The 24,503-nt window shown below is 66.2% G+C and carries 21 protein-coding genes; 8 read left to right on the top strand and 13 right to left on the bottom strand.

The genetic code is table 11. The features are described from left to right. Positions 1-3 precede the first annotated feature (3 nt). Positions 4-918: a GlxA family transcriptional regulator gene (locus B9C43_RS01500; protein WP_200825395.1), complete on the bottom strand. Its 915-nt coding sequence runs from the start codon at positions 916-918 to the stop codon at positions 4-6. A 110-nt stretch (positions 919-1,028) separates the two neighbouring features. Here B9C43_RS01500 and B9C43_RS01495 point away from each other — a divergent pair, with 110 nt between their 5' ends. The 5 genes from B9C43_RS01495 to B9C43_RS01475 all read left to right on the top strand — a co-directional run bounded on the left by B9C43_RS01495 (position 1,029) and on the right by B9C43_RS01475 (position 5,611). Continuing rightward, positions 1,029-1,451, top strand: a complete 423-nt coding sequence (locus B9C43_RS01495; protein WP_033390428.1) for a Rid family hydrolase — start codon at positions 1,029-1,031, stop codon at positions 1,449-1,451. Between the two features lie 261 nt (positions 1,452-1,712). Continuing rightward, on the top strand, positions 1,713-2,888 hold the full coding sequence (locus B9C43_RS01490) for a peptidoglycan-binding domain-containing protein (RefSeq protein ID WP_200825394.1): 1,176 nt from the start codon (positions 1,713-1,715) through the stop codon (positions 2,886-2,888). After that, positions 2,885-3,553 (top strand): ABC transporter ATP-binding protein, encoded by a 669-nt coding sequence (locus B9C43_RS01485; protein ID WP_084424256.1) that lies wholly within the window; start codon positions 2,885-2,887, stop codon positions 3,551-3,553. The genes B9C43_RS01490 and B9C43_RS01485 overlap by 4 nt, the downstream gene beginning before the upstream one ends. After that, on the top strand, positions 3,550-4,755 hold the full coding sequence (locus B9C43_RS01480; protein WP_084424255.1) for an ABC transporter permease: 1,206 nt from the start codon (positions 3,550-3,552) through the stop codon (positions 4,753-4,755). The genes B9C43_RS01485 and B9C43_RS01480 overlap by 4 nt, the downstream gene beginning before the upstream one ends. A 34-nt stretch (positions 4,756-4,789) precedes the next feature. After that, positions 4,790-5,611, top strand: a complete 822-nt coding sequence (locus B9C43_RS01475) for an EamA family transporter (RefSeq protein ID WP_235038389.1) — start codon at positions 4,790-4,792, stop codon at positions 5,609-5,611. On the opposite strand, the gene B9C43_RS01470 is transcribed toward B9C43_RS01475, so the two are convergent. Both B9C43_RS01470 and B9C43_RS01465 read right to left on the bottom strand, forming a co-directional pair. After that, on the bottom strand, positions 5,608-7,785 hold the full coding sequence (locus B9C43_RS01470; RefSeq protein ID WP_200825393.1) for an esterase-like activity of phytase family protein: 2,178 nt from the start codon (positions 7,783-7,785) through the stop codon (positions 5,608-5,610). The genes B9C43_RS01475 and B9C43_RS01470 overlap by 4 nt on opposite strands. Before the next feature lie 89 nt (positions 7,786-7,874). After that, positions 7,875-8,492 (bottom strand): ester cyclase, encoded by a 618-nt coding sequence (locus tag B9C43_RS01465; protein ID WP_084424253.1) that lies wholly within the window; start codon positions 8,490-8,492, stop codon positions 7,875-7,877. A 93-nt stretch (positions 8,493-8,585) separates the two neighbouring features. On the opposite strand from B9C43_RS01465, the gene B9C43_RS01460 reads away from it, so the two are divergent. After that, positions 8,586-8,960, top strand: a complete 375-nt coding sequence (locus B9C43_RS01460) for a winged helix-turn-helix transcriptional regulator (protein ID WP_033393066.1) — start codon at positions 8,586-8,588, stop codon at positions 8,958-8,960. On the opposite strand, the gene B9C43_RS01455 is transcribed toward B9C43_RS01460, so the two are convergent. From B9C43_RS01455 to B9C43_RS01420, 8 genes are read right to left on the bottom strand one after another with little or no spacing between them, the layout of a single operon-like run. Further along, complete coding sequence (locus B9C43_RS01455) at positions 8,933-9,847, bottom strand: DUF6879 family protein (protein WP_084424252.1); 915 nt, start codon at positions 9,845-9,847, stop codon at positions 8,933-8,935. The genes B9C43_RS01460 and B9C43_RS01455 overlap by 28 nt on opposite strands. A gap of 9 nt (positions 9,848-9,856) precedes the next feature. Then, positions 9,857-10,336 carry a GNAT family N-acetyltransferase gene (locus B9C43_RS01450; RefSeq protein ID WP_051897784.1) on the bottom strand — a complete coding sequence of 160 codons (480 nt, stop codon included), beginning with the start codon at positions 10,334-10,336 and terminating at the stop codon, positions 9,857-9,859. Then, entirely contained in the window at positions 10,336-11,325 is a 990-nt protein-coding gene (locus tag B9C43_RS01445; protein ID WP_084424250.1) for a DUF6879 family protein, read from the bottom strand. The genes B9C43_RS01450 and B9C43_RS01445 overlap by 1 nt, the downstream gene beginning before the upstream one ends. Beyond that, a complete protein-coding gene (locus B9C43_RS01440) occupies positions 11,312-12,289 on the bottom strand; it encodes an SCO2521 family protein (protein WP_235038388.1) in 978 nt (325 codons plus the stop codon). The genes B9C43_RS01445 and B9C43_RS01440 overlap by 14 nt, the downstream gene beginning before the upstream one ends. Before the next feature lie 30 nt (positions 12,290-12,319). Then, positions 12,320-13,261: an SCO2522 family protein gene (locus B9C43_RS01435; protein WP_200825392.1), complete on the bottom strand. Its 942-nt coding sequence runs from the start codon at positions 13,259-13,261 to the stop codon at positions 12,320-12,322. Next, positions 13,258-14,169, bottom strand: a complete 912-nt coding sequence (locus tag B9C43_RS01430) for an SCO2523 family variant P-loop protein (protein ID WP_084424248.1) — start codon at positions 14,167-14,169, stop codon at positions 13,258-13,260. The genes B9C43_RS01435 and B9C43_RS01430 overlap by 4 nt, the downstream gene beginning before the upstream one ends. Before the next feature lie 2 nt (positions 14,170-14,171). Continuing rightward, positions 14,172-16,007 carry an SCO2524 family protein gene (locus B9C43_RS01425; RefSeq protein WP_033393064.1) on the bottom strand — a complete coding sequence of 612 codons (1,836 nt, stop codon included), beginning with the start codon at positions 16,005-16,007 and terminating at the stop codon, positions 14,172-14,174. Then, complete coding sequence (locus B9C43_RS01420; RefSeq protein WP_143446009.1) at positions 16,004-16,804, bottom strand: SCO2525 family SAM-dependent methyltransferase; 801 nt, start codon at positions 16,802-16,804, stop codon at positions 16,004-16,006. Before B9C43_RS01420 ends, B9C43_RS01425 begins: the two co-directional genes overlap by 4 nt. 360 nt (positions 16,805-17,164) lie before the next feature. Here B9C43_RS01420 and B9C43_RS01415 point away from each other — a divergent pair, with 360 nt between their 5' ends. Beyond that, positions 17,165-18,625 (top strand): NAD(P)/FAD-dependent oxidoreductase, encoded by a 1,461-nt coding sequence (locus B9C43_RS01415; protein WP_084424246.1) that lies wholly within the window; start codon positions 17,165-17,167, stop codon positions 18,623-18,625. On the opposite strand, the gene B9C43_RS01410 is transcribed toward B9C43_RS01415, so the two are convergent. Further along, the gene (locus tag B9C43_RS01410) at positions 18,586-19,611 is read right to left on the bottom strand and encodes a hypothetical protein (protein WP_143446007.1); all 1,026 of its coding nucleotides are present in this window, start codon (positions 19,609-19,611) and stop codon (positions 18,586-18,588) included. The genes B9C43_RS01415 and B9C43_RS01410 overlap by 40 nt on opposite strands. Before the next feature lie 120 nt (positions 19,612-19,731). Between B9C43_RS01410 and B9C43_RS01405 the strand changes: the two genes are divergently transcribed. Continuing rightward, entirely contained in the window at positions 19,732-21,015 is a 1,284-nt protein-coding gene (locus tag B9C43_RS01405; protein ID WP_084424245.1) for an aspartate aminotransferase type Ic, read from the top strand. Here the strand turns inward: B9C43_RS01405 and dnaE are convergent. Beyond that, on the bottom strand, positions 20,986-24,450 hold the full coding sequence (gene dnaE, locus B9C43_RS01400) for a DNA polymerase III subunit alpha (protein WP_235038516.1): 3,465 nt from the start codon (positions 24,448-24,450) through the stop codon (positions 20,986-20,988). The genes B9C43_RS01405 and dnaE overlap by 30 nt on opposite strands. Positions 24,451-24,503 lie beyond the last annotated feature (53 nt).

Below are 24,503 nucleotides of genomic sequence, written 5' to 3'. Positions count from 1 at the left end.
AATCTAGCGCCGGTGCAGACGCCGGTATTCGCTCGGCGCGAGGCCCGTCTCCCGGCGGAACAGCACACGGAAGTTCGCTCCCGTCCCCATCCCGGACTGGTCGGCGATCCGGTCGACCGGCCAGTCCGAGGTCTCCAGCAACCGCCGCGCCAGCAGCACCCGCTGCAGGGTGAGCCAGCGCATCGGCGGCATCCCGGTCTCCTCACGGAACCTGCGGATGAACGTCCGGCGGGCCATCGCACTGCGCCGCGCCAATTCGTCGACGGTGATCGGCAAGCTCAGGTTTTCCATTGCCCAGTAGCGGGTCTCGGCCAGATCGGATCCCGGTGGGGTCAACGTGTCGACGTACTGGGGTTGCGGGCCCGGCCGGGCTGGTGCGGCCACGAACCTCCTGCCCGCGGCCAGTTCCGCGTCGGCACCGAAGTCCGAGCGGATCAGGTGCAGGCACAAGTCGATTCCCGCTCCCGCACCCGCGGACGTGAGCAGATTTCCGTCCTCCACAAAGAGAACGTTCTCGACCACCTTGGTCGACGGGTACAACTCCTGCAGCTGCGCGGTGTACTGCCAGTGTGCCGTCACCTGGCGTCCGGCGGTGATCCCGCTGGCCGCCAACGCGAACGTGCCGGTACAGATCCCAACCATGGTCGCGCCCCGATCGAACCCTCGAGCGATGGCGTCGAGGTACGCGTCCGGCGGCGGGACGTGTGGGTCGTCGAAGCCGGGGAGCACCACGATGTCGGCCTCGTCGACCGCGGTGACGTCGTGCGACGGGACGATCCGCACACCACCGGACGCAGCCGCCTCGCCGCACACAAGCAACCGGTATCCGGGCTGGTCACCCAGGATGTTGGCGGCGATGCTGTAGTCCAGGGCGATCACTCCCGGCATCGCCACGATCGCGATCGTCCGAGCCGTCATGCGGCCATAGTGGCACGATCCTTGCGCAGAACGGCATCGTCGCCGCTGTTCGAGCCGTCACAGCCCGCATAACGTCGTGACTCAACGCAACTGCCATCGAGGAGAGAGTCATGGCGAAGACCGAGAGTTTCGGGTTGCCGTGGGAAGAGGCCTACGGCTACGTGCAGGCGATCCAGCACGGCGACACCATCTACGTGTCCGGGCAGGTCGCCAACGACGGCCCGGAACTGATCGCGAAGGCACCGGTCGACGAGCACGGCAAGATCACAGACTTCGGCAACATGGCCGATCAGATGCGCCAGACCTACGTCAACGCCGCGAAGATCCTCGAGCGGTTCGGCGCGACGCTGGCCAACGTCGTCGAGGAAGTCGTGTACGTACTGGACGTGCCCACCGCGATGCAGGTCGCCGGGCCGGTCCGCAAAGAGGCGTACGGCCGGGAGGATCCGCAGGTCGCGAGCACGATCCTGGGCGTGACCGGGCTGGCGTTCCCCGAGCAGCTCGTCGAGATCAAGATGATCGCGCGACTCTAGAGCGTGAAGCGGATCCCGGCCAGCAGATCGTGAACCGGGTGGCGTCGTGGGCCTGGCCACCGGTCAACAGGACGACCGACAACGACGGGCCATACCCGGCACAGATCAGGTGGATCTTGGTGGTCGGCCCGCCGCGGGACCGGCCGATGGCATGATCATCCGGTTCGGTCTGCCCATCGCAGGCCGCCTTCGCTCCCCGTGCGCGGCCGAGCGGCACGATGGCACCGGCCGAGTGTTGGTGGACACGCACGAGCCTTGAACATGCCCGGTCCGTTCGCGGCGAACCCCAAGCGGGTCGTCCTGCTGATCGCGGCGGTCGCTGTGGTGACGGGCGCGGGCGGCTGGCTGGTCGGCACCCGCGTCCAATCCCCTGCCGACGCGGCCGCGTCGCACCAACCACCCCCGGCGTCGCTGGTGACCGTGCCGGTCGAGCGGCGTACGTTGAAAAGTACCGTGGTGGCGCAGGGAACCGTGGCCTACGGGACGCCGACCCCGTTGCAGCTCACCGGAACTGTCGGCGGTGTCGAGGGAACCCAGCTGATCACCAAGGCACCCGTCGCAGGCTCCACGATCAAACAGGGCGACGTCGCCTTGGAGGTCAGCGGCCGTCCGGTGTTCGTGCTGACGGGTGTCGTGCCGATGTACCGCAAGCTGGGCCTTGAAGCCAAGGGCGATGACGTCAAACAGCTACAGAAAGCGTTGCGTGGCTTGGGTTACAGCTCGCCGACGTCCGGAACTTTCGACGCGGCGACGGCGGCGGCGGTGAAACGCTTGTACACCAAGGCGGGTTACGACGTGCAACTGGAAGGCGACGACCCGGCGAAGGTGGTGGTGCCGTCCGGCGAGATCTTGTTCCTGCCCAAGCTCCCGCTGCGGATCGACACTGTGACCGCGTTGGCCGGAGCAGCCGCGACTGGGCAGATCGGTATGGTCACCGACTCGACGGTTGTCGTTCGGGCAACGTTGCCCACGGCCGACGCGCAATTGCTCCACGCGGGACTTCCCGCCGTGCTGCAATTGCCGAACGGCACGCAGACCCCGGGCAAGCTCGACGCCTTGGGTAAAGAAGCCGCGGTCCAGGCTCAACAGGCACCTTCGCCGAGCGGGTCCGCGAAGCCCGACTCCCCGGACGACAGCGGGCCCGCGGCGACCCCGTTGCGCTTCACGGCAACCGATCCGCAAGCGTTGGCGGCGTTCTCCGACCAGGCCGTGAAGGTCACGGTCGAGGTCGGGACGACTGGCGGTGACGTCCTCACGGTGCCGGTTTCAGCCGTGGTCACCAACGCGGACGGCCGTGCCCGCGTACGCGTGGAGCAGCCCGGCGGGACGCGGGACGTCTTCGTCAAGCTGGGCTTGACCGCGATGGGCGCGGTGCATGTGACACCCGAGGGTGGCGAGCTCAACGCGGGCGACCGGGTCGTGGTGGGGACTTCATGACCGTTCCGGTGATCGAACTGGACGGTGTCGAGCGGACCTTCCCGGCCGATCCCCCGGTCCGCGCGTTGCGGGACGTCCGCCTTCGAGTCGAGAAAGGCGAATACCTGTCCATCGTCGGGCCGTCCGGTTCCGGTAAGTCCACTTTGCTCACCACGCTCGGCTTGCTCGACCGGCCCGACACGGGTTCGTACCGGCTGGACGGGATCGAGACCACGGCGTTGGACGAAGGCCGCAGGGCGAAGCTGCGCGGCAGCCGGATCGGCTTCGTGTTCCAGGCCTTCCACTTGCTGCCGCACCGCAGCGTGGTGGACAACGTCGGGCTTGCAGAGCTCTACCAGAAGGCCGACCGGCGTGGCCGGACTGACCGTGCGGAGGCCGCGTTGGCACGGGTCGGTCTGTCGCATCGGACCAAGTTCCGGCCTGACCGGCTTTCCGGTGGTGAACGCCAGCGTGTCGCGATCGCGCGGGCGCTGCTCGGCGGGCCGTCCCTGCTGCTGTGCGACGAGCCGACCGGCAACCTCGACAACGTGAACACCTTAGCGGTCCTTGATTTGTTCGACGAACTGCGCTCTCAGGGTGTCACGCTCGTGGTGATCACGCACGACAACGATGTGAGCAAAAGAGCCGACCGCCGCGTCCGCATCGACGATGGCGTACTGACGTGAAGGCCCGTGACCTCGCAACGGAAGCACTCGCCGGAGTCACGGCCCGGCCGTTGCGATCGGCGTTGACTGTCCTCGGAACAGTTCTCGGCATCACCACACTGGTGATCACACTCGGTATCGCGGCGACCGCCGGGAACCAGATCGCCGGGCGGTTCGACGAGGTCACCGCGACCGAAGTGACCGTAGCCGTACCGTCCACAATAGACAAAATGGCTCCGCCGCACGTCGAGTGGACCGCACTGCCACAGTTGACGCGGCTCAATGGGGTCCGTGCCGCGACCGCGATCGCCAGGCCGAGCTCCGCGGCGAATTCCCGCGTGCGGGCCAACGATTTGCGTGACCCCACCACGGTGACTGACCGGACGTTGCCCGCTGTGGCCACCACGTCCGACCATCTCGAAACCCTCGACGCCCGTGTTTCGGCAGGGCGTTTCTTCGACGAAGGCCACATCCTGCGGCACGACCGGGTCGCGATCCTCGGTTCGGCGGCGGCACAACTGGTCGGGATCAACCGGGTCGACGACTCCCCCGCGGTGTTCGTCAACGACCAGGCGTTCACCGTGATCGGGATCCTCGGCACGATCGGCCGGGAAAGCGAGCAGGGCATGGCCTCCGCGGTGATCCTGCCGTACACCACGGCGAACGACCGGCTGAACACCGGCCCGCCGACCGAGGTGCTGATCCGCACTGAACTCGGCGCGGCCCAGCGCATCGCCCGGCAGGCACCACTCGCGTTGAGCCCCAACGACTACGCACAACTGCGGGTCCTGGCTCCGCCGGATCCGGCGACGCTGCGGGGCACCGTGCAGAGCGATGTCAACGCCCTGTTCCTGGTCCTCGGTCTGGTCTCACTCGTCGTCGGCGCGATCGGGATCGCGAACGTCACGCTGGTCACGGTGATGGAACGGACCGGCGAGATCGGCCTGCGCAGGGCGTTGGGCGCCGCGCGCAGGCACATCGCCGCCCAGTTCCTGGTGGAATCCAGCGCGATCGGGCTGCTCGGCGGCATCATCGGCGCCAGCGCGGGAACCATCACGGTTGTCGTCGTCTCACTGAGCCGTGACTGGACGCCCGTACTGGATCTCAGCCTTGCCGCAGGTGCACCGCTCGTCGGTGCGCTGGTCGGGTTGCTCGCCGGTGTGTATCCGGCGTTGCGTGCGGCGCGGATGGAACCGGTCGAAGCTCTGCGTTCCGGCACATAGAGCCGATCATCTGCGGCAGGATGGTGCGGTGCTGATGATCCTGTTGTCAGTCGCGGGGGCTTGCGCTTACGGTGTCGCGGATTTTCTCGGAGGTCTGGCCAGCCGGAAGGCGCATGTGCTGCGCGTGGTCGTGATCAGCGCGCCGGCCAGTCTGGCGATCGAACTGGTGCTGTGGCCGGTGCTCGGGGCGGCGTGGAACGCCGGGTCGCTCGGGTGGGGTGCGCTGTCCGGTGTCGCGTCGGCGTTCGCGTTCTCGTTGCTGTATCTGGCGTTGTCCATCGGGCCGATGAGCATCATGGCGCCGATCACCGCGATCGTCTCGGCCTTGCTGCCTGCGGTGGTCGGGCTCGTCGGCGGCGAACGGCTGTCGGTCGCCGGGTTGATCGGTATCCCGGTTGCCGTAGGCGCCATCGTGTTGGTGACGGTCAGCCGGACGTCGGCTGCGGTGTCGTTGAAGGCCATCATCGTCGCGGTCCTGGCCGGTGCGGCGATCGCGGTTCAGCTCATCACGCTGGACGCCGCCCCGCACGACAGCGGCGTCGCACCGCTGATCGTCGGCCGGACCGTGAGCAGCCTGCTGGTGTTTTCGGTCGTCTTGTTCGTTCGTACCAGTGACAAGGGCAAGGTTCCGGTCGTCGTGGCCGCTGCCGCCGGGTGCCTTGACTCGTTGGCGAACCTGTTGTTCCTGCTCGCGGCACGGGAAGGGATGCTCAGTATCAGTGCGGTGATCGTCGCGCTCTACCCGGCCGCCACCGTGGTCCTCGCCGCCGTGGTGCTCAAGGAGCGGATCAGGAGGAGCCAATGGCTGGGCCTCGCGGCCGCCGCCACTGGCGTCATCCTGCTTGCGTCGTCCTAGATCCAGCCAAGGCGCAGGAACACCGACTCGCCCGGTGCTTCGTCGACGCCGTCGTTGTCGACCACGCCGACCAGCCGCTTGAACGGGCCGAAGCCGACCACGGCCAGTCCTTCGGGCTTGTCGTGTGTCGCGGCGCCGTCGGCCGTGAGCGCGGGCATCAGGTCCCTGGCCATGGTCTTGGTCACCACCGGTTTCGCGCCGCCTGCCGGCACAGGTGTGACACCGCTGATGTCAACGCTGTAGACCTTCTTCACCTTGGCCGCGTCGCCGCGCTGGTTGTCGCGTTCCAGGATCAGCAACGTGTGGTTGTTCAGCGCTGTCACCTCGGACAGCCCGATCCACGCACCGGCAGCAGCGTCGAGCGGGTACGCGGCAAACGCCCACTCCCCTGTTGCCGGGGTGAACCGGGCCAGCGTGGCCTGACCGGGTTTGTCGGCCTTCCACTCCCGTTGCACGGCAAGCCAAACCTGTTCCTGTGCACCGCTGCCGATCACGGTCACGCCTTCGAACCCGTTGCTGGTCGCGGTTTGCGCGACGGCGTCGGGCAGCGGGATCTCCCGCACGACAGCACCCGTCGCGGCCACCTCCACCAGCAGGTTCGGCGACTGCTTGCCATCGCCTTCCACCGCGATCCAGTAACCGCCGCCGCGACGGGCGGCAATGCCTTCGCCGTCGTAGCCGATGGGCTTGCCGTCCTTGGTCAGCGTCAGCTCTTTGCGGACGCGCGCGGGCGCCGCCACCGCGTCGATGGTCAGCACACGTGTCGGGCTGTATGCCGCGTCAGTCACGGAAACCACGTCACGGAAGTTGCCGGGGATACCGGAAAGCCCGGACAGCGCACCGAATCCGATCCCGTCGGACACGATCGACGGCGTGCCCTGGTTGTGCGCCAACGACAACGCCAGCGGCGTGCGAGTCAGCCGATACGCGCTGAGCGAAGATCGGATGTTGTCCGCCGCGGAGTCCTCTTCCGCCGAGACCACGAGCGCGCCGGTTGCCGGGATCGGCAGCAGTCCTTCTGGCCCAACGCCAGTCGGCAGCGCCTGCACGAACTTGGGCTTACGCGCATTGCTGACGTCATAGACCGCGACGAGGTTCGCGCGTTCCATACCGACGAAAACGTATCGCTCACGGCCGAACGTGGCGACGGCCAAGCCTTCCGGCTCGACGCCCTTGTTGTCTGACCGGCCATCCGGGTACTGGCCCTGGCGGATGGCGATCTGGTCGAGTTCGTTGCCTGAGGAATACAAGACTTTGCCGGAGTCGGCGTCGAAGACCGTCCACGTACGCGAGCCGCCGAGATAGTCGCCCTCGTCCGCAGTACCGAGCGCGCGATCGTCCAACCACGCAACGGCATCCGGCTCGCGAGCGGCGGTGACGGTCTCGGTCGGTGAGATCTTGCCGTCGTCCTCGGTGTCGACGCCCTTGACCGTGGCCGCGCCTGCCGAGAAGTGCCTGACGAGGTTGCCGGAGCGCAGGTCCACGATCGCGATGTGGTTGTTCTCCTGCAGCGTCACGGCCACCTGGTTACGGCCGTTGATGCTGACGTACTCCGGTTCGGGGTCGGTCGGCGCGACCTGCGCGATCCCGGTCAGCTCCACCTTGCGCAGCTGCCACGCCGCCGGTGCGCCGACAAGGTCGACGATGGTCAGAAAACCGGCCGGGAGCTGCGGGATCTCCCCATCGTTGACGTCCTCGTCGCGCTCGTTCTCCACCGCGATCGCCGCGTACCGGCCGTCGGCGGAGATGTCGATCGAGTCCGGCTGGCCACCCAGCTCGTGCGTGGCCACGACCGAACGCTTGCTCAAGTCGACGATCACGAGCACACCGGAAGGGCCGGTGTGCGACTTCGAGGTGTTGACGGCGACCAGGGCAAGCCCGCCGACGATGTCGACCGACGTCGGCTCGCCCGGCATGGCCAGCACGCCGTCCGGGGTGAGCTTGGATCCGGCCTTGGCGAACCCGATCCGGCGCGCGGGCGAGTCGGTGTAGACGACCAGCTTGCCGTCCGCCGTGGCGGCGGCGATCTCAGCGGCCGTGTGCTCAGCGGCGGAGCTGTTGCCGAACACCGGCATCGTGTCGGATCGCTGGAACCGCTCGGGCATGGTCGCCGCCGCGGGCGATGCCGACATGATCAACCCACAGGCGATCAGACCTGCGCATAACCGGACCACTGGCCCTCCTTTTGAGCTGGGAGGCGCATTGTGGCCGAAGCAGGCGTCCCCCGGATGAACACGCGCTGATCATCCGGGGGCGTGCCGGGTCAGCCGAGTCCGATTTGCTGGAAGAAGGTCTGGTTGTCCCAGAACAGGAACTCCTCGTCCATCGTGCCGCGCTTGTTCCACAGGCCGATGGTGGCCATGTTGATCGCGTACTTCTTGCCGGTCGGCTGGATGAAACCGCCCTTGCCGTCGGGCATCGGCTGGGTGAAGGTGCCCTGCATGACGCCGGCGACAGCGGTCAGCCCGCCCTGGGCGACACGCAGGTAGTGCGAGTGGATCCGGGTGTCCGGCGCCCAGACGAACAGCGCTTTCAGGTCCTGGATGTGCCGGTCGATGCCGTCGGTGTAGTGGCCGTCTGGCCAGTGCACGCGGATGTGGCGCGCGTGGCTCTCGCCGAGCCGTGCCCACTTCTCGTGGGTGAAGACGTCGAAGTCGAGCTCGTCGAACGTCTCGAGGTTGCGGCGCTCCTCGCGGGTGAGGTCCTTCGCGAACGGCGGGTTGGGCACGGGCGTGGTGGCCGGGTCAGGCATCGGGACCCACGGGTTGTATCCGGCTGGCGCGGCCTCGGCAGCGTGTGCGCCGCCGGTGACGGCGGCTAATGCGAGCGCGCCGAACGCGGCGGCGCCCCCGTTGGTGATGAGTGAACGACGGTCGAGCATCGGTGGTCCTCTCTCTCGGTATCCAAAGGATTGCAGTAACTATTAGAAACCGCAATGCCTCAGATACCGATGTGAGTTAGGTACCATTGAGGCATGTCCGGGGAAGAAACCATCGAGTACGACGTGTTCGGGCGCGCGTGCCCGTCCCGGCCGACGCTGGACCACATCACCAACCGATGGGGCCTGCTGGCGCTCGGCGCGCTGGCCGACGGCCCGATGCGCTTCAACGCACTGGCCAGGCGGGTCGAGGGCGTCAGCCAGAAGATGCTGGCCCAGGCGTTGCAGGCGCTGGAGCGCGACGGGTTCGTCCGCCGCGACGTGCAGACCACCAACCGCCTGCATGTCGAGTACAGCCTCACTGACCTCGGCCGCGAGATGGCCGACAAGGTGCTTGAGCTGATCGGCCTGCTGCAGGACCGCATGCCCCAGGTGCTGGCAGCTCAGGAGTCGTTCAATGCCCGGGACTGACCGTACGGTCGCGCGCGCTGCCAGAAGTCCCGGAACCGCTCCATCTGCCTGCTGACGTCGTCTGGCCGGAACACCAGCCGGGTACACAAGATCACCGGATCGGCGCCCGCGAACCGAGGGCCGGAGACGACCTCGTAGCTCACCACGTCGTCGAACACGGCGAAGTCGGCCAGCGGCATGTCGGTCGCGTTCAGCACACGGACCTCGATACCCACCGAGGCCTGCGACTCGTACACCATCCGCAAGCTCCGGTCGTCAACGTGTTCGGGGCCATGGACCACGAACAGCCGCCGGATTCGCACGCCTCGCTGGATCGCCACCTGCTGGGCCGCCAGGTAGTCCAGACCGAGGGGCTGCGCCCAGAAACCGGGCTTGTCGGCGTCCACTGTGCACAGACTGATCGCGTTGATCGAACTGGTCGCGTTACATGTCAGCCCGAGCAGCCACTCCCGGTCCTCGCCGTCGTAGGTGAGTTCCTGGTGCTCGACCGAGTGCAGGAACTCCGTCATCCGGTTCATCTCGGTCTCGACGAACTTCACCAGCAGCGGGGACGCACCGGGCTCGATCGCCGCCGCTTGCCCGACCAAGCGCCCGATGGCGTTGTTCTTCGACTCGGCCGCTTCAAGCCGCGCCAGCAACTGGGTCGCCGCGCTGACCTTGGCGAACCCCTGACGGACCGCGCGCTGCAGGGTGGCCGTCTGGCCGTGCTGGCCGTCCTCGACCGCGGCCAGCCGTCGCTCGAAGCCGATCAGGAACTGGACCATCAGGCTGACCGCACCGACACCAGCCGCCACGATGAGCTGGGCGGCAAGTGAATCGAGGACCAGCGTGGCCAGCAAGTAGGCGCATCCGCCGACGACCGACGTGATGATGACCTTGCGCAGCACGGAAACCCGTTACCCGGAACGCAGGGCCGCGATCATCAGCAGCCGGTCGTGGCCGGGGCCGAGGTAGTCCTTGACCAAGCGATCCACCGCGAAGCCGAGGTCCTGGTACAACGCGATCGCCGGGCGGTTGCCGGGCTCGACGGTCAGATGCACCTCCCGCACCCCGACTCCTTCGAGCAACCGCATCGAGTTGACGGTCAGCGAACGCCCGTAACCACGTCCCCAGAACTCCTGCCTGACGCCCAATCCGAGCAACCAACCGCGACTGCGGTCGAAGACAGGCACGCCCAAGGAATAGCCGCGCAGGCCATCCGGGTGCTCGGCCACCAGCCACCACCCCCGGTAGAGGTCAAACCACTGGCGCAGCACGAAAGGCGGATACGCGAGCTCGCCGAATATCTCCGTGTCCAACTCGCCGAGGTCGGCCAGATCGGCCTCGCCCGCGGCCCGGATCATCACGTCCTGGTCGACGATCTTGGCGACGGGCATCATCCCTGCCTCCGCAACACCCGGCCAGCCAGCCGATCGTCCACAATAGACAATGGAGTGGCCCAGTCCCAGAAGTGCCGGAAGCGGTCCCGGCGTTTCTTGATCTCCTCCTCCCGCAGAACCAGCCGGGTGCACAGGATCGACGGAGCCGAGCCCTCCGCGGTGACGACGTCGTAGCTCAGCTCGTCGTCGAACAGGATGAAGTCGTGCAGTATCGAATTGCTCGTCGGCGTGCTCGGCACGTTCGTGATGTCCAGCACCCGCACTTCGATCCCCAGTGACGCCTGGGTGCGGCACACCGAAAGCAGTCCGTGGTCGTCGATGCTCTCCGCACTGTGCACGACGAAGATCCGGCGGACCCGGATCCCCTTGCAGACCGCGTCCTGTTGCGCGGCAAGGTAATACCGGCCGAGGTTCGATCCCCAGAAGCCGTTCTCGAACTCCGTGCGGCCCGCGTCCGCGGTGGACGTGCTGATCGCGTCGATCGACTTGGTGACGTTGCGGGTCAGCCCGAGCAGCCACTCCCGGTCCTCACCGTTGTACGTGGCCTCTTTCTCGCCGAAGGCGTGCAGGACGTACGTCACCCGGTCCATCTCGGTGTCGATGAACCCCCGCTGCAGGTTCGACGAGACGTGCTCCATCTCCGCGGCCTGCGCGACCAGCCGCCCCAAGGCCTCGGTGCGCATCCCGGCCGCTTCCAGCTGGGCGCACAGCTGTGTCGCCGCACTGACTTTGGCGAAGCCCTCGTCGAGTGCCCTGCGGATGTCCTCGGTCTGCTCGCTCTGACTGTCCTCCACCGAGCCGAGCCGCCGTTCGAAGTCCATCAGGAATTGCACGACGAGGGTGACCGCGCCGACGCTGACCGCGCCGATCAGCTGCGCGGTCAGCGAGTCGAACAGGAAGTTGGTCAGCGGGAAGGTGATGCCACCGATCACCGATGTGACCGTGATCTTGCGGAGTACCGAGGTGCGGACGTCATTTTTTCCCACCAACGCCTCCCGACTGTTGGGGTTCGCCTCGGCGAACCGGGTCCGCGTCGTGCATGGCGAGCACTGAGCGCATAGTGAGCAGGTCGCGGATCCGGCTGACCGTGGCGTCACGCTGCAGGCTGAACCCGGTCCGCCGGTCCAGCGCCTGCCACAACGGCCGCATCGAGTCCGGTACGTGGAAGGCAGGCATCCACACGTGCATCACGTGGTCGACCGCTGGACGCAGGCGTTTTATCACCTCGCCATCGCCGCCGGAGCCAAGACCACTCCGTTCCACGATCCGCAGCAACGTGGTGAGCACCCAATCGTGCAATGCGACATCTTCACAAAAACGAACGGCCGATGGCAGATCTTTTTCCGAAAGTGACACGAAAATCGACCTGAGCGTGTCACTTTCCACCGTGAACGTGACATGCCCATCGGCCGCGTCGTCAACCGCGAGCGCAGCCCAGCGCATAACCGTGCGCGCGGAATGGAAGGGAAAAGCATGATCCATGCCCGGATGCACCTGCACCCGGCTGATGATCGAATCACCGACCGCGCCGAGATCAAGTGTCTGCGCACTGGGCGACTTCGTCAGAAATCCCTCGGCGACATCCGCGGCACTTGCTCGTCCGATCATTTCAACAACACCGGGTTTGCTCAGATAGTGCGCCCAGGCGAGCCGGTGGCCGAACTTCGCGCGCTGAATTCTGGCCGTGACCGAACCCTGCAGCACGCGGCCCGCGCTGATCAGCGCACGCCCGCTGACTGTGCCGATACCTCGCGCCCTGGTGCCGGATTCGGTTGGCAACGAACAATCGACACCCCTGATCACATCGGAGGAAACGGCGTGCGCGATGGGCCGCTCGGCCAACCGCACCGGTTCCCCCGGTATCAGCCGCAGCAGCTCACCGACGACATTCTTGCGCACACTCGAAGAGCTACGCAGCAGGCACGTGCGTATTTCCCCCAATATGAGCATCTGCACCCTCCAAACGGTCCAGGGGTTGCATCACTCGTTGAAGAAGACATAACCCGCTCTGTCGATCAATTCCCTCGGAATACGCATCCCCTCGGCTTCGGCCCGGCCGAATATATGATCGAGCAGCCGCGGATTGATCGACACTTGGGAGAGAATGATCCGCACCGCGTTCTCCACCTGGAGGAACCGGGAAGGCAGCACCGAGAATGTCCGGTATGCGGCGAATGGCTTGGCATCCGGATTCAGCTGGGTGACCGCGGGCAATTCATCCCATGTCGCCGGGAAGTCGGCGAGCCAGAGCGCGGGCCGCACGACGCTGCGGCCGTGGTCGCGAATCAGACCGAGCCGCAGCAACTGCCAGACGGCCGCGAGGAACGCACAGGACCACTTGCGTTCGCCGTCCTTGCGCTCGCCCCACAGCTCGACGTCGACGAACACCGAATGGTTGCGGGCGCCGATCTCCACCGGCGGCTCCCACGCCGAGCGACGCATCGCCTCGCTGTCGGCCGGTGAGCGCTGGCCATTGCTCAGCCAGCCCACTTCGGTGACTGGCGGCCGGGAACCGTTGGTGCCCACGGGAGGGACCGGAGTCAGCCGTGCTTCGACAAGTTCGGCCAACGGCACGCCGTCGGACACCGCGCACGCCGATTCCCTTGCCAGATAGTCGATGCGCAGCCCGCACTCAGACGCGACACCAAGCAACATCGGCACGACTTCCGCGGGCGTCGAGTACCGCCTGAAGTAGTCGTCGATCAGGAAACACGTACTGACCCGTGGCTTCGCGGCGTCGGTACGGCTGGCCACGTCCACCCACGGCACCACACGGCTCAGCAACGAGTGCAAGCGGTCTTCGCCTGCCGCGAAGTCCTCCATGTAGAGGTGGCCGAGTTCGACAGACATGTGCGACAACGGTTCCGATTCCAACCGCGACTCGGCCGCCGTCTCCCGGAACGTCGCGTCGATCTGGCTCACAGACCCTCCCACGCGCGGTCCTCGGTCAGCTTGCGCGCGAGGTCCTCGAACGCGGCAAGGGTCTCCTCGTTGGCGATCTTCTTGAACACGTCGTCCTTGGAGATCAGCTGTTCCCGCCACTGCAGCACCGGATCGAGCGGGGTGTGGCCGAGCAGTGTGCTGCTGCCGAGGGACTTGCGCGCGGCCTCGGCCCGCAGTCCCTGGTCGCAGGTCTCCAGCCAGGCGATCTGGGGATCACGCAGGTTCAGGTTCGGCGAGTCCAGATCCAGTGTCGCGGTGCGGACGAACCTGACGGCATCCCGCAGATCGTCTTCCTTGTGCCCGTAGGCAACGCCGGTCCGCAGAATGCCGTGATCGCCGAACACCAAGCCGTGCGCGGCGATGATGTGCTGACGGGTCCAGCGGTGGAAGACCATCCACCGGGCTGTCGTCTTGCGCAGCCCGGCCTGTGCCGTGGCCTCCAGCGCCATGTCGATCGCGTGCGACCGGCCCGCGCTCAGGTCGATCAGGCTGATCTCGAACTCTTCCTCCAGCCGGACGAACAGTTCGGTGCAGCGCCGCACGGCTTCCGGCGACGCCGCGAACTCCCCGCCGCTCTTGTCGCCCGGGTACAACACGAACTTGCCGGGCGACGCGAAGTCGTCGACGAGGTTCTGCCTGTCCGTTGTGGACCAGATGTCCACCCGGTCCGGCTCGGTGATCCGGCCCTGCAGATAGGAATGCAGGCCACCGTCCGAAGTGCCCCGTTCGACGTCGGTCACCTGGAAGACCGCGCCAGCGGTCGGGCTGCCGAAGTCGAAGTCCACATAGCACACATCGCTGCCCTGCAGAGCGCGCTGGTACGCCATGTTGCAGCTGGTCACCGAACGACCGGTGCCGCCCTTGTCGGACGTGGCGAACACGAGCATCGTCACACGCTCCTGATCGCGTCCTGGCGGGCCACAGCCCGCTGGTCGAGGTCTCCCAACGCTTCGTAGATCAACGCGGCCGCCGTGCCAGGACGTTCCTGCAGCAGCTGGCGGGCACGGGCGAGCTTGCCCTGGATGCGTTGCATCGCCGCCTGCATCGCGGAGTTCTCGTGCTGGGACGCGGCGAGCTGTTCCTGGCTGAACAACTGGTCGGCCTCGCCGAGCAGGTCCGTCGCGATCTCCACCAGTCTCGGGCTGCGGATCGGCGATTCACTGACCGTACTCGCCGCCAGCACGAGGCATTCGATCACGCGCTCGGTGAGGTACCAGGAAGGCAGTTGCTTGTCGACGACCACACCGGGGAACACCTGACCGGGGTCGTCCCACAGGCCCTGCGCCGGCCCGTCGGTCAACCGCCGCTTCCACACGTGTCCAAGCGCTTCCTCGGCCACGTCCAGCAGCCTGTCCCGCGCGCCGCGGTTACGCGACAGCCCCGCGGCACGCACAGCGCGTTTCAACAGCAGCACGGCGAAGTCCGACACCACCCATTTCGCCTCGGGCCCGAACTTCTCCGCACCGGACAGCTTCAACGAGACGCCTGGGGCGTGCAGGCCGATGGCCGCGTCGCCTTTGATCACCCGGCGGTTGACCCGGCCGCGGATGGCGAGTTCCTCGAGCACCTTGACCGTTCTGGTCAGGTCGTCGTCGGTGGCCCTGCGCCGCAGCAGGTCCAGCAGTACCACGGCGGTGACCAGAAGACTGAAGTAGTCGGACTCCTCCTCGTCGGTGGTACGCCAGGGAATGTCCTCCAACGGCCACTTCCCCCCGCCGAACCGCGCGACCGCCGACCAGTACTCGAGCGTGAGGTCCCACCGCAGCTGTAGCGCCTGCGCGAGCCGTTGCTGCTCTTCGTTCAGCAGACCGAGAACACGTGTCCGGTCGGAGAACAGGTCGCTGATGCCGTCGAGCGCGACCACCGTGAAGTACAGGTAGGGCGCGCCCAGTGCCACGCCGTCGGGCTGGTCGCCGACCGGTTCAGTGGTGTCGATGACCGGCGCGTCCCGCACGATGCCCCACGAGAACCCGCATTCGAAGAGCATGTTCGGGTTGTCGAGCGCGTCGTCCTGGCTCAGGCCGAGTTTGGCCTCACGGAAGCTGGCCCGGACACCTTCGAGTCGCTCCTGGATCCGTTCCAGCACCAGCCGGGCCGGTTCGCCCTGCTGGTTGAGCGTGCCGCACAACGCCCGTCCCGGGCTTGAGTCCGGCTCGAAGACGTAGACGCTGAAACACCGCAGCAGGCCGACCATGGCCGCGGACAGCCGCTTGCTGGTCGCGGCCTCAAGGGTCTCGATCTTGTCCTTCATCGCCTGCCGGCGGACCGACCGGCTGAACACCTTGAGGAAACCGAGCGTGGCCAGCGAAAGGGTGATCGCCGTGGCGAACGAGTCGACCACGCCGAGCGACAGCTGCTTGTCGGTCAGCTCACCCTCGGGGTCAGCACTCAGGAAGTAGCGGCCACCGCCGAAGGTGGGCGTGCCGTCCTCGGCCGTGTAGGTGGTCATGTACTCGCTGATCACGTCGATCAGCAGCTTGGGGACCTCCACCCCGTCGCCGAGTTTGCGCAACGACTCCAGCACGTCGGTGGCGGTCGAGTCGGGCTCGTCCAGCCGCAGGTTGCTGACCACCGCCGCCGGATACATCAAACACAACAGTTGTTCCGCGTCCGAGATGGAATTGCGCTGCTGGCGCCCACCCCAGTTCCATGTGCCGCCCCTGCGCGAATACTGCGCTACGGATCTCCATACGTCCAAGATCTGTTGACGGGGCTGCAGTCTCATGCCGGTGTCCTAGTCCCCTCGTCCAAACCGCCGTTCACCCTGCCCAGCGCGATCAGCATGCCGGAGTAGCCGTTGCGAACCGGATTGGTCCCCCGGCCGATGTGTTTGATCCGCACATCGCGCACCCGATCGCGAAGGCAGTCGCTCACCTTCGCCCTGTCGACATCGGTGGCCGGAAATTGGTGATCACCGACTTCATAACCGGACGAGTGTTCCATGAACGCGATCGCGAACGGCGCACCCGGCGCGAGCGCGTCCAGGAAATGATCCATTCCTGACCGAAACTCCGCTTGCTCGGCGGTGATCGATTCGGCCACAAAGAACATTGTGCCTACATCATATGGAGTATCCGGGGCCAGCTCGTATACGCTGCCCGGTACCGGATCCATCAGTTTGGCCAATTGGATGGCCGGATTGGCGACCTGCCAATAGGCGGGCCGCTCGACCAGCACGTCCCAGAACTTGTGCCACGAGTCGGCCCACGACGGACAGTCGTTGCTCTTCTGCTTCTCCAGCCACCTGATGTTGTTCATCGAGCGCTCGTACAAGGTCAGCTCCGCGCAAAACGGGAGCATTGTCAGCGCTGGGTAGAGATTGGAGCCCGTTCCGACGTCGATTCCCCGCAACCCGTGGTCAGGCACGCCGTTACCGAAGACCGCCGAGAAATGATCTCGTACCTGCTCGATGATGTACCGATCATCTTCTCTCAGGTCACGGTAGTTATGGTTGTAATAAGCTTCGGGATCGAAGTCGTCCCACTCGCAGTCGGCATTACGCTTGACGCCCGTCGGGCCCATTCCGAACATGCTACCCTACCCGCCACACTGAGGGATGATCGATTTATCGGTAAGATGACACCTGTCATATACAGAATGCATGGGACACCCGATCGGGAAACCCCTAGTTCACTCGTACGTGGTGGGCTAAACCCAACCGCCAGTCCAGTAATTCACCGGCGGGCGAATCACACAGACACCGTGCGCGGTCCATGACATTGGCATCCAGCTGAACTCGGGATACGTGCGAGGGCGATCACAGTACCGCCTAAAGGATCAGCGCGCGCAGCGGCCCGGGCAAGTCAGGATCCGCCCCGCTCAACGCCTGCTCGCGGCGCCGCACAGTAGGATCTTCTCCTGAGTGCGAGCGAGGGCGGAACGGTGCCTGAAGGTGACGTGGATGCGGCTTTGGCCGCGGCCGAGCGGGAGTTAGCTGACGGCGTTGAGGTCCCGGTGGGGACGAACGGCACCAACGTCGCACTGGTCGGCGCGGGCATCGTGAACCTGATGACGGCACTGACACTGGTTCGCGCCGGATACCGCGTCGAAGTGTTCGAGCGGGCGCCGGATCCCCGCGGCGATGCCGATTGGACGGCCTACGGATGCACCAGGGGTGGCGGCGACGGCCGCATGTTCACCCTCACCGAGGCTGACAGCTACAACAGCCGGTCGTGGCCCACCAACGACCTGCTCACCCGGTCGGTCACCGACCACGGCTGGCTGGTGGCCAAGCCGGGTGGTCTGTCCACACAGGAATTGGCATGGGCCGCCGACTTCCACCGGATGCCCGGCTGGCTCGCGGCGAGCTACACGCAGGACATCTTCGACGCCAACCGGGCCGCCGGGGTGGGCTGGGACCGGCTGATGGCCTCGGATCCCGGTTTGTTCGACGGATATCGCGACGGCATTCTGCGGCTCTACACCGATGACGACTACTACCGCTGGCACGTCGACCGCAACGAACGAATCGGCGCGACTCGGCGAGTCCTGACTCCTGACCAAGTGCGGGCCGGCTATCCGTCGCTGGCGGACGCCCCGGTGGCAGGGGGTATCGAGGTCGTCGGGTTCACCGTGAACATCCACCAGTTCCTGGCCCGCTTGGTCGACCTGCTGGCCGCGCAAGGCGTCACGTTCCACTGGGACACCACGATCACCGGCATCAACTGGGCCCAACCCGGTGTCCCTGACGGTGTTTTGCGCGACGGCGAAGTGCTCAGGGCCGACCACTACGTGCTCTCCCCCGGTGCGTACGGCGAAGAGTTGTTGCGTGGCACGGCTTCGCACGGCCAGATCATGGGCATGCTCGGCGTCTGGCTGACCGTGCCCAACGTCGAGCCGCGGCTGGACCACTCGGTGAAGATCGCCCGCAAGGGCCACCGGGCCGAGGAGACCAACGTGACGCTCGGGACCGGCCCTGACGGCGAGCCGATCCTGATCTGCGGCGCGGGATACGGCTGGACCGGGACGGATCCGGCCAACATCGACTCGACCGAGCTGGAGATGCTGTTCGAGGCGTTGGCCGACACCATCCGCCGGTTCTTCCCGAAGGCCTACGCCGCGGCGCTCGAGACGGGCATGCTCGCGGCCAGCCGCCGGATCTGTGTCCGGCCGTGGACCGCGTCCTGCCTCGGTGTTTTCGAGACGATGGTGACCGCGGGCGGCGGCACGCTGGTGGTCACCGGCGGGCACAACACCGGCGGGTTCACCCAATCGCCTGACGTCGCGGACGCGGTGCTCGCCGCGTTCACCGGCCGGCGGCACCCGATGCACACGCGTTTCCACCCGCGACGCCTCGCGCGTGCTTACTCCGGTGACGGTGTCAGCTTGAGGATCACGTCCTGATGCGTGTGGCCGTACTTGCGGTTGAAGTGGTCCAGCGCCATCGCCAGGTCGGCTGAGCTCTGGTCGAGCGGGGTCAGCAGGAACGACTTGGAGCGGTGCACCTCGCCTTTGGCGTTGTCGTTGACGATCCGCACCGGCAAGCCGTCGATCCCGTTGCGCAGGTTGTGCTCGACGATGGCACGGCCACTGACGTAGAACTGGTCGTCGATTTCCACGAACCGCGCTTCGTACCGCTCGTTCTTGTCGTCAAGGGTGAGCGTCCAGAACTGGTCAAGCCACCGGGTGCTGCGGGCCTCCCACAGCTCGTCGAACTTCGTCCCGACGAACTGGCCGAGCTGCGCCTGCGGGCTGGTCTGGTACTGCGCGGCGTTCCACGAGGTCATGTTCACCGGGTAGAACGAGACGATCACGTGATCGTCCACCCGGTACATCTGCACCGGCGGCAGCGCCGAATAGATCCGCACGTCGAGATAGCGGCGCATCCGTTCGGGCAGGTCGCGTTTGAACTCGTTGAGCACGCGCAGGTTGTCCAGGATGTTGTCGACGACGTCGGTCTGCTGCAACAGATCGTCCGCCCGCTGCTCGGCCGCCCGCGCGTCCGGGTCGAGCAACAGGATCCGCACTTCCACCTTGCGGTCAAGCACTTCCCTGACGGCGCTGAGGAATTCCTCCTGGTAGCCGCCCTGCAGCAGGTCCGTCCACAGTTCCATGATCATGATCCGGTGCCGGGCGCCCGCGGCCTGCCGGATGAAGGCACGGTGGTTGAAGCGATCCAGTACGGCCTCGTTGAGCCGGTCGGCCTTGGTCATGAACGGGGCGATCAGGAACAGCACCACGATGGTGCCGATCAGGTCGGCGCCGAGGTTGAGGCTGAGGTTCTCGCCGTACTTGTCCAGCCCCAGAGCGATCAGCAGCAGCACGATCGTCGCCACGACCAGGACGGCCGCGACGAAGGCGTAATACCGCCTGCGATGAACCCATCTCACGAAAAAGTTGGCGGTCTTCGCCCGTAGCCGACCCTCGCCCACAAGGCCTCCCCTTCTTGTTCGGCCAGGTGCTCCGCTGGCCGATTCTACGGAACCGGCGCAGCTTGATAGCGTCCACTCGTGACCGCACCTGTGAACGCCGAGTTGTCCGCCAGTCTGCAAGCCGCACGGCAGGACTACGCCGCGCTGCTGGACAAGAAGCTCAAGCTGGATCTGACCCGGGGCAAGCCGTCGGCTCAGCAGGTGCAGCTGGCCAATGCCATGCTGGCGCTGCCTGGCGAGCAGTACAAGGCCGCCGACGGCACCGACACCCGCAACTACGGTGGGCAGCAAGGGTTGCCGGAGCTCAGGGAGATTTTCGGCGAGCTGCTGCAGGTGCCGGCGAGCCAGCTGCTGGCGCAGGGCAACTCCAGCCTCGAGCTGATGCACGACAGCATCGTGTTCGCGCTGATGTACCCGCTGCCCGGCGGGCAGCGCCGCTGGTCGAACGAGGAGCGGATCGCGTTCATCTGCCCGGTGCCCGGCTATGACCGGCACTTCACCATCTGCGAGCGCTACGGCATCGAGATGATCCCGGTGCCGATGACCGCCGACGGCCCGGACATGGCCGAAGTCGAGCGGCTGGTCAGCACCGATCCCGGGATCAAGGGCATCTGGTGCGTACCGAAGTACAGCAACCCGGACGGCACGACCTACAGCGACGAGACCGTGCGCAGGCTCGCCTCGATGAAGACCGCGGCGCCGGACTTCCGGATCTTCTGGGACAACGCGTACGCCGTGCACCACCTGACCGACGAGGAAGTCCAGGTCGCCGACATCCTCACGGCCTGCGCCGATGCCGGGAACCCCGACCGGGCCTTCATCTACGGCTCCACCTCGAAGATCACCTGGGCCGGTGCCGGTGTGGCGTTCTTCGGTTCGTCCGAGGCGAACGTGAAGTGGCTGCTGCACTGCACCGCCGCGCGGACCATCGGCCCGGACAAGACCAACCACCTGCGGCACGCGCTGTTCCTGAAGGACGCCGACGGCGTCCGGGAGCACATGCGCAAGCACCGCGAGCTGATCCAGCCGAAGTTCGACGCCGTGCTGAACATCTTCGACCAGCAACTCAAGGGCCTCGCGACGTGGTCACGGCCCAAGGGCGGGTATTTCATCACGCTCAACGTCCCGGACGGCTGCGCCAAGGAGATCGTCCGCAAGGCAGCTGAGGCCGGTATCGCGTTGACCCCGGCCGGTTCGACGCACCCGTACATGGACGACCCGCAGGACCGGGTCATCCGGATCGCCCCGACATTTCCGTCCCTTGAGGACATCGAGGTGGCCATCGCGGGTGTGGCGACGTGTGTCCGCCTTGTCGGCTACGAGAAGCTGGCATCAGCCCAGGGTCTTGACGCCACGGACTGAGCGGAGCTCAGCCAGCAGCGCCGAGCTGACCGTGACCGGATAGTCGTCGACCGCGAGCATCGTGCGTCGATCCGCGTGGCAGACGACTATCCGCACGGGAGTACTCCCGCGGTGGGCTCGTAAGGTCGATCGCAGCTCGGCCACCATGTCGCTGTGCACGCCGGAGGCGTTCACCTCCAGGGTCAGCGGTGGCTCGTCCGCTGTTGTCACATCCAGTGTCACCAGGTCGGAGCCGAATACGGCCATCTTGTCCTCTCGCCAGTTCACGCGGCCTTTGACCAGGACGACCGAGTCCTCGACCAACTCGGCGGCCAGCACGCCGTAGCTCTTGGGGAAGAACAACACCTCGACCGCGGCGTCCAGGTCCTCCACCACGGCGATCGCCCAGCTCTCGCCCTTCTTGGTGACCCGCCGTTCCAGCGCGGAGATCATCCCGGCGACCGTGACCTCGCCTTCTCGCGGCGGATTGGCCAGCAGAGCCGCGATCGGCTTCGGGGCATGGCGCCGCAGTACGTGATCGGCACCGTCGAGTGGGTGGGCGGAGACGTACAGGCCCAGCATTTCCCGTTCGAGTCCGAGCAAGTGCTTGCGGGGCCACTCGTCAGCGCCGAGCCGCAGATGTGCCAGCGGTGAGGACTCCGGTGTGCCGGGCGAGCCGCCGAACAAGTCGAACTGTCCCATTGCCTGGCGGCGTTTGAGCCCGATGACAGCGTCCACAGCGTCCTCGTGCACGTCCATGAGGGCCTTGCGGCGGTGGCCGAAGGAGTCGAACGCACCCGCCTTGATCAGCGATTCCAGGACACGCTTGTTGCAGCACACCAGCTCGGACTTCTCGACGAAGTCGCTGAAGGACGTGTATTTCCCTTTTCTGGTACGGGTTTGGACGATCGAGTCGACCACGTTCGCGCCGACGTTGCGGACCGCGCCGAGCCCGAACCGGATGTCGTCGCCGACCGCGGCGAACCGCGGCGACGACTCGTTGACGTCCGGCGGCATCACCTTGATCCCCAGCTGACGGCACTCCGACAGGTAGACGGCGGACTTGTCCTTGTTGTCCGACACCGAAGTCAGCAGTGCCGCCATGTACTCGGCCGGATAGTTCGCCTTCAGATACGCGGTCCAGTAGCCGACGAGGGCATATCCGGCCGCGTGCGACTTGTTGAACGCGTAGCCGGCGAACGGCAGGATCGTGTCCCACAAGGCCTGGACGGCCTCGTCGGAGAAACCGTTGACACGCATGCCTTCCCGGAAGCCCTCGAACTCCTTTTCCAGTACTTCTTTCTTCTTCTTGCCCATCGCCCGGCGCAGGACGTCCGCGCGGCCCATCGAGAAACCCGCGACGCGTTGGGCGATCTGCATGATCTGTTCCTGGTAGACGACCAGACCGTGTGTCTCGGCGAGGATGTCACGCAGTGGCTCGGCCAGCTCGCGGTGGATCGGCTCGATCTGCTGGCGGCCGTTCTTGCGGTCCGCGTAGTTGTTGTGCGTGTTCATCGCCATCGGACCCGGGCGGTACAGCGCATTGACCGCGACGATGTCCTCGAATCCGGTCGGCCGCATGCGGCGCAACAGGTCGCGCATGGCGCCGCCGTCGAGCTGGAACACACCCAGGCTGTCGCCTCGTGACAGCAGTTCGTAGGTCTTCGCGTCGTCGGTTTTGAGCGAGTCGAGGTCGATCGTCTCGCCCCTGTTGGCTTCGATGTTGTCGATCGCGTCCCCGATGACCGTGAGGTTCCGCAGGCCGAGGAAGTCCATCTTGAGCAGCCCGATGGCTTCACAGGACGGATAGTCCCAGCCGGTGATCACCGAACCGTCGTCCCTGCGCCACAACGGAATCACGTCGAGCAGCGGCTCCGATGACATGATCACCGCACAGGCGTGCACACCCGCGTTGCGGATCAGCCCTTCCAGTCCGCGCGCGGTCTGGAAGATGGTCGAGACGTCGCCGTCGGTGTCGATCAGCGCACGGACTTCGGCGGCTTCCGGATAGCGTTCGTGCTTCGGGTCGGTGATCCCGGACAGCGGGATGTCCTTGGCCGCGACCGGCGGCGGGAGTGCTTTGGAGATCCGGTCGGCGATGGCGTACCCGGCTTGTCCGAAGTGGACCCGGGCGGCGTCCTTGATCGCGGCCTTGGTCTTGATCTTGCCGAACGTGATCACCTGGGCGATCCGGTCGGCGCCGTACTTCTCCGTCGCGTACCGGACCATTTCGCCACGACGGCGGTCGTCGAAGTCCATGTCGATGTCGGGCATGGACACGCGTTCCGGGTTGAGGAACCGCTCGAACAACAGGCCGTGCTCGATCGGGTCGAGATTGGTGATGCCCATCGCGTACGCCACCAGGGACCCCGCCGCCGATCCACGGCCGGGTCCGACCCGGATGCCCACCTCGCGCGCGTGGTTCATCAGGTCCGCGGTGATCAGGAAGTACGCCGGAAACCCTTTCTGGACAATGACATCGATCTCGTAGTCGGCGCGCTTGACGTACTCGTCCGGCACGCCACCGGGCAACCGCCAGGTCAACCCGCGCATGACCTCGGCGCGGAACCAGGACTGCACGTCATGGCCATCGGGCGGCTCGTAGAGCGGCATCCGGTCGCGATGCTGCCACACCTCGGCGTACGACTCGACCCGTTCGGCGACAAGCAAAGTGTTGTCCGCCGCGCCTGGAACCTCGGCATCCCAGTACGCGCGCATCTCATCGGCGGACTTCAGGTAGTAGCCGTCGCCGTCGAACTTGAACCTGGCCGGGTCGTCGAGTGTCTTGCCTGACTGCACGCACAACAACGCCGAGTGCGCCTCGGCCTGGCCCTTGCTGACGTAGTGCGAGTCGTTGGTGGCAAGGGGTTTCAGGCCGAGCTGGGCGCCGACCTCCAGCAGCCCGTCACGGACCACCTTCTCGATCGCCAAGTCGTGGTCCATCAACTCGAGGAAGAAGTTGCCCGGGCCGAAGATGTCGCGATAGTCGGCGGCCGCTTTCAGTGCTTCTTCGCGCTGTCCCAGCCGCAGCCGGGTCTGCACCTCGCCGGACGGGCACCCGGTTGTCGCGATGATCCCGTCGGCGTGCTCGGCGATCAGGTCCCGGTCCATCCGCGGTTTGCGGTAGTACCCCTCCATGCTCGCCAGGGAGGACAGCTTGAACAGGTTCCGCAGGCCCGTCGCGTTGCGAGCCACCATGGTCATGTGCGTGTACGCGCCTCCGCCGGACACATCACCGTCGCCCTGGCCCCAGAACACGGGTTTCTTGTGGTGCCTGCTGCCAGGAGCGACGTACGCCTCGATGCCGATGATCGGCTTGATGCCGGTCTTGGTGGCGACTTGGTAGAACTCGTCGGCGCCGTACATGTTGCCGTGGTCGGTCATACCCACGGCGGGCATGCCCAGCCGCGCGGCCTCGGCGAAAAGCGGGCCTATCTTCGCCGCGCCGTCGAGCATCGAGTATTCGGTGTGGACATGCAGATGAACAAACGAGGACACGGCGGGTATTC

It is taken from the genome of Kibdelosporangium aridum, from assembly GCF_900176515.1.
GTDB classification, from domain to species: domain Bacteria; phylum Actinomycetota; class Actinomycetes; order Mycobacteriales; family Pseudonocardiaceae; genus Kibdelosporangium; species Kibdelosporangium aridum.
This window is presented reverse-complemented; position numbering and strand designations above follow the sequence as displayed.

Bases quoted from the DNA above. Each gene is read 5' to 3' on its own strand.
- B9C43_RS01500 (WP_200825395.1), bottom strand. From the start codon at position 918: ATGACGGCTCGGACGATCGCGATCGTGGCGATGCCGGGAGTGATCGCC.
- dnaE (WP_235038516.1), bottom strand. From the start codon at position 24,450: ATGCTCGACGGCGCGGCGAAGATAGGCCCGCTTTTCGCCGAGGCCGCG.
- B9C43_RS01430 (WP_084424248.1), bottom strand. From the start codon at position 14,169: ATGCTCGTGTTCGCCACGTCCGACAAGGGCGGCACCGGTCGTTCGGTG.
- B9C43_RS01465 (WP_084424253.1), bottom strand. From the start codon at position 8,492: ATGCTCGACCGTCGTTCACTCATCACCAACGGGGGCGCCGCCGCGTTC.
- B9C43_RS01490 (WP_200825394.1), top strand. From the start codon at position 1,713: ATGCCCGGTCCGTTCGCGGCGAACCCCAAGCGGGTCGTCCTGCTGATC.
- B9C43_RS01485 (WP_084424256.1), top strand. From the start codon at position 2,885: ATGACCGTTCCGGTGATCGAACTGGACGGTGTCGAGCGGACCTTCCCG.
- B9C43_RS01460 (WP_033393066.1), top strand. From the start codon at position 8,586: ATGTCCGGGGAAGAAACCATCGAGTACGACGTGTTCGGGCGCGCGTGC.
- B9C43_RS01495 (WP_033390428.1), top strand. From the start codon at position 1,029: ATGGCGAAGACCGAGAGTTTCGGGTTGCCGTGGGAAGAGGCCTACGGC.
- B9C43_RS01475 (WP_235038389.1), top strand. From the start codon at position 4,790: ATGATCCTGTTGTCAGTCGCGGGGGCTTGCGCTTACGGTGTCGCGGAT.
- B9C43_RS01440 (WP_235038388.1), bottom strand. From the start codon at position 12,289: ATGCTCATATTGGGGGAAATACGCACGTGCCTGCTGCGTAGCTCTTCG.
- B9C43_RS01425 (WP_033393064.1), bottom strand. From the start codon at position 16,007: ATGAGACTGCAGCCCCGTCAACAGATCTTGGACGTATGGAGATCCGTA.
- B9C43_RS01420 (WP_143446009.1), bottom strand. From the start codon at position 16,804: ATGGGCCCGACGGGCGTCAAGCGTAATGCCGACTGCGAGTGGGACGAC.
- B9C43_RS01450 (WP_051897784.1), bottom strand. From the start codon at position 10,336: ATGCCCGTCGCCAAGATCGTCGACCAGGACGTGATGATCCGGGCCGCG.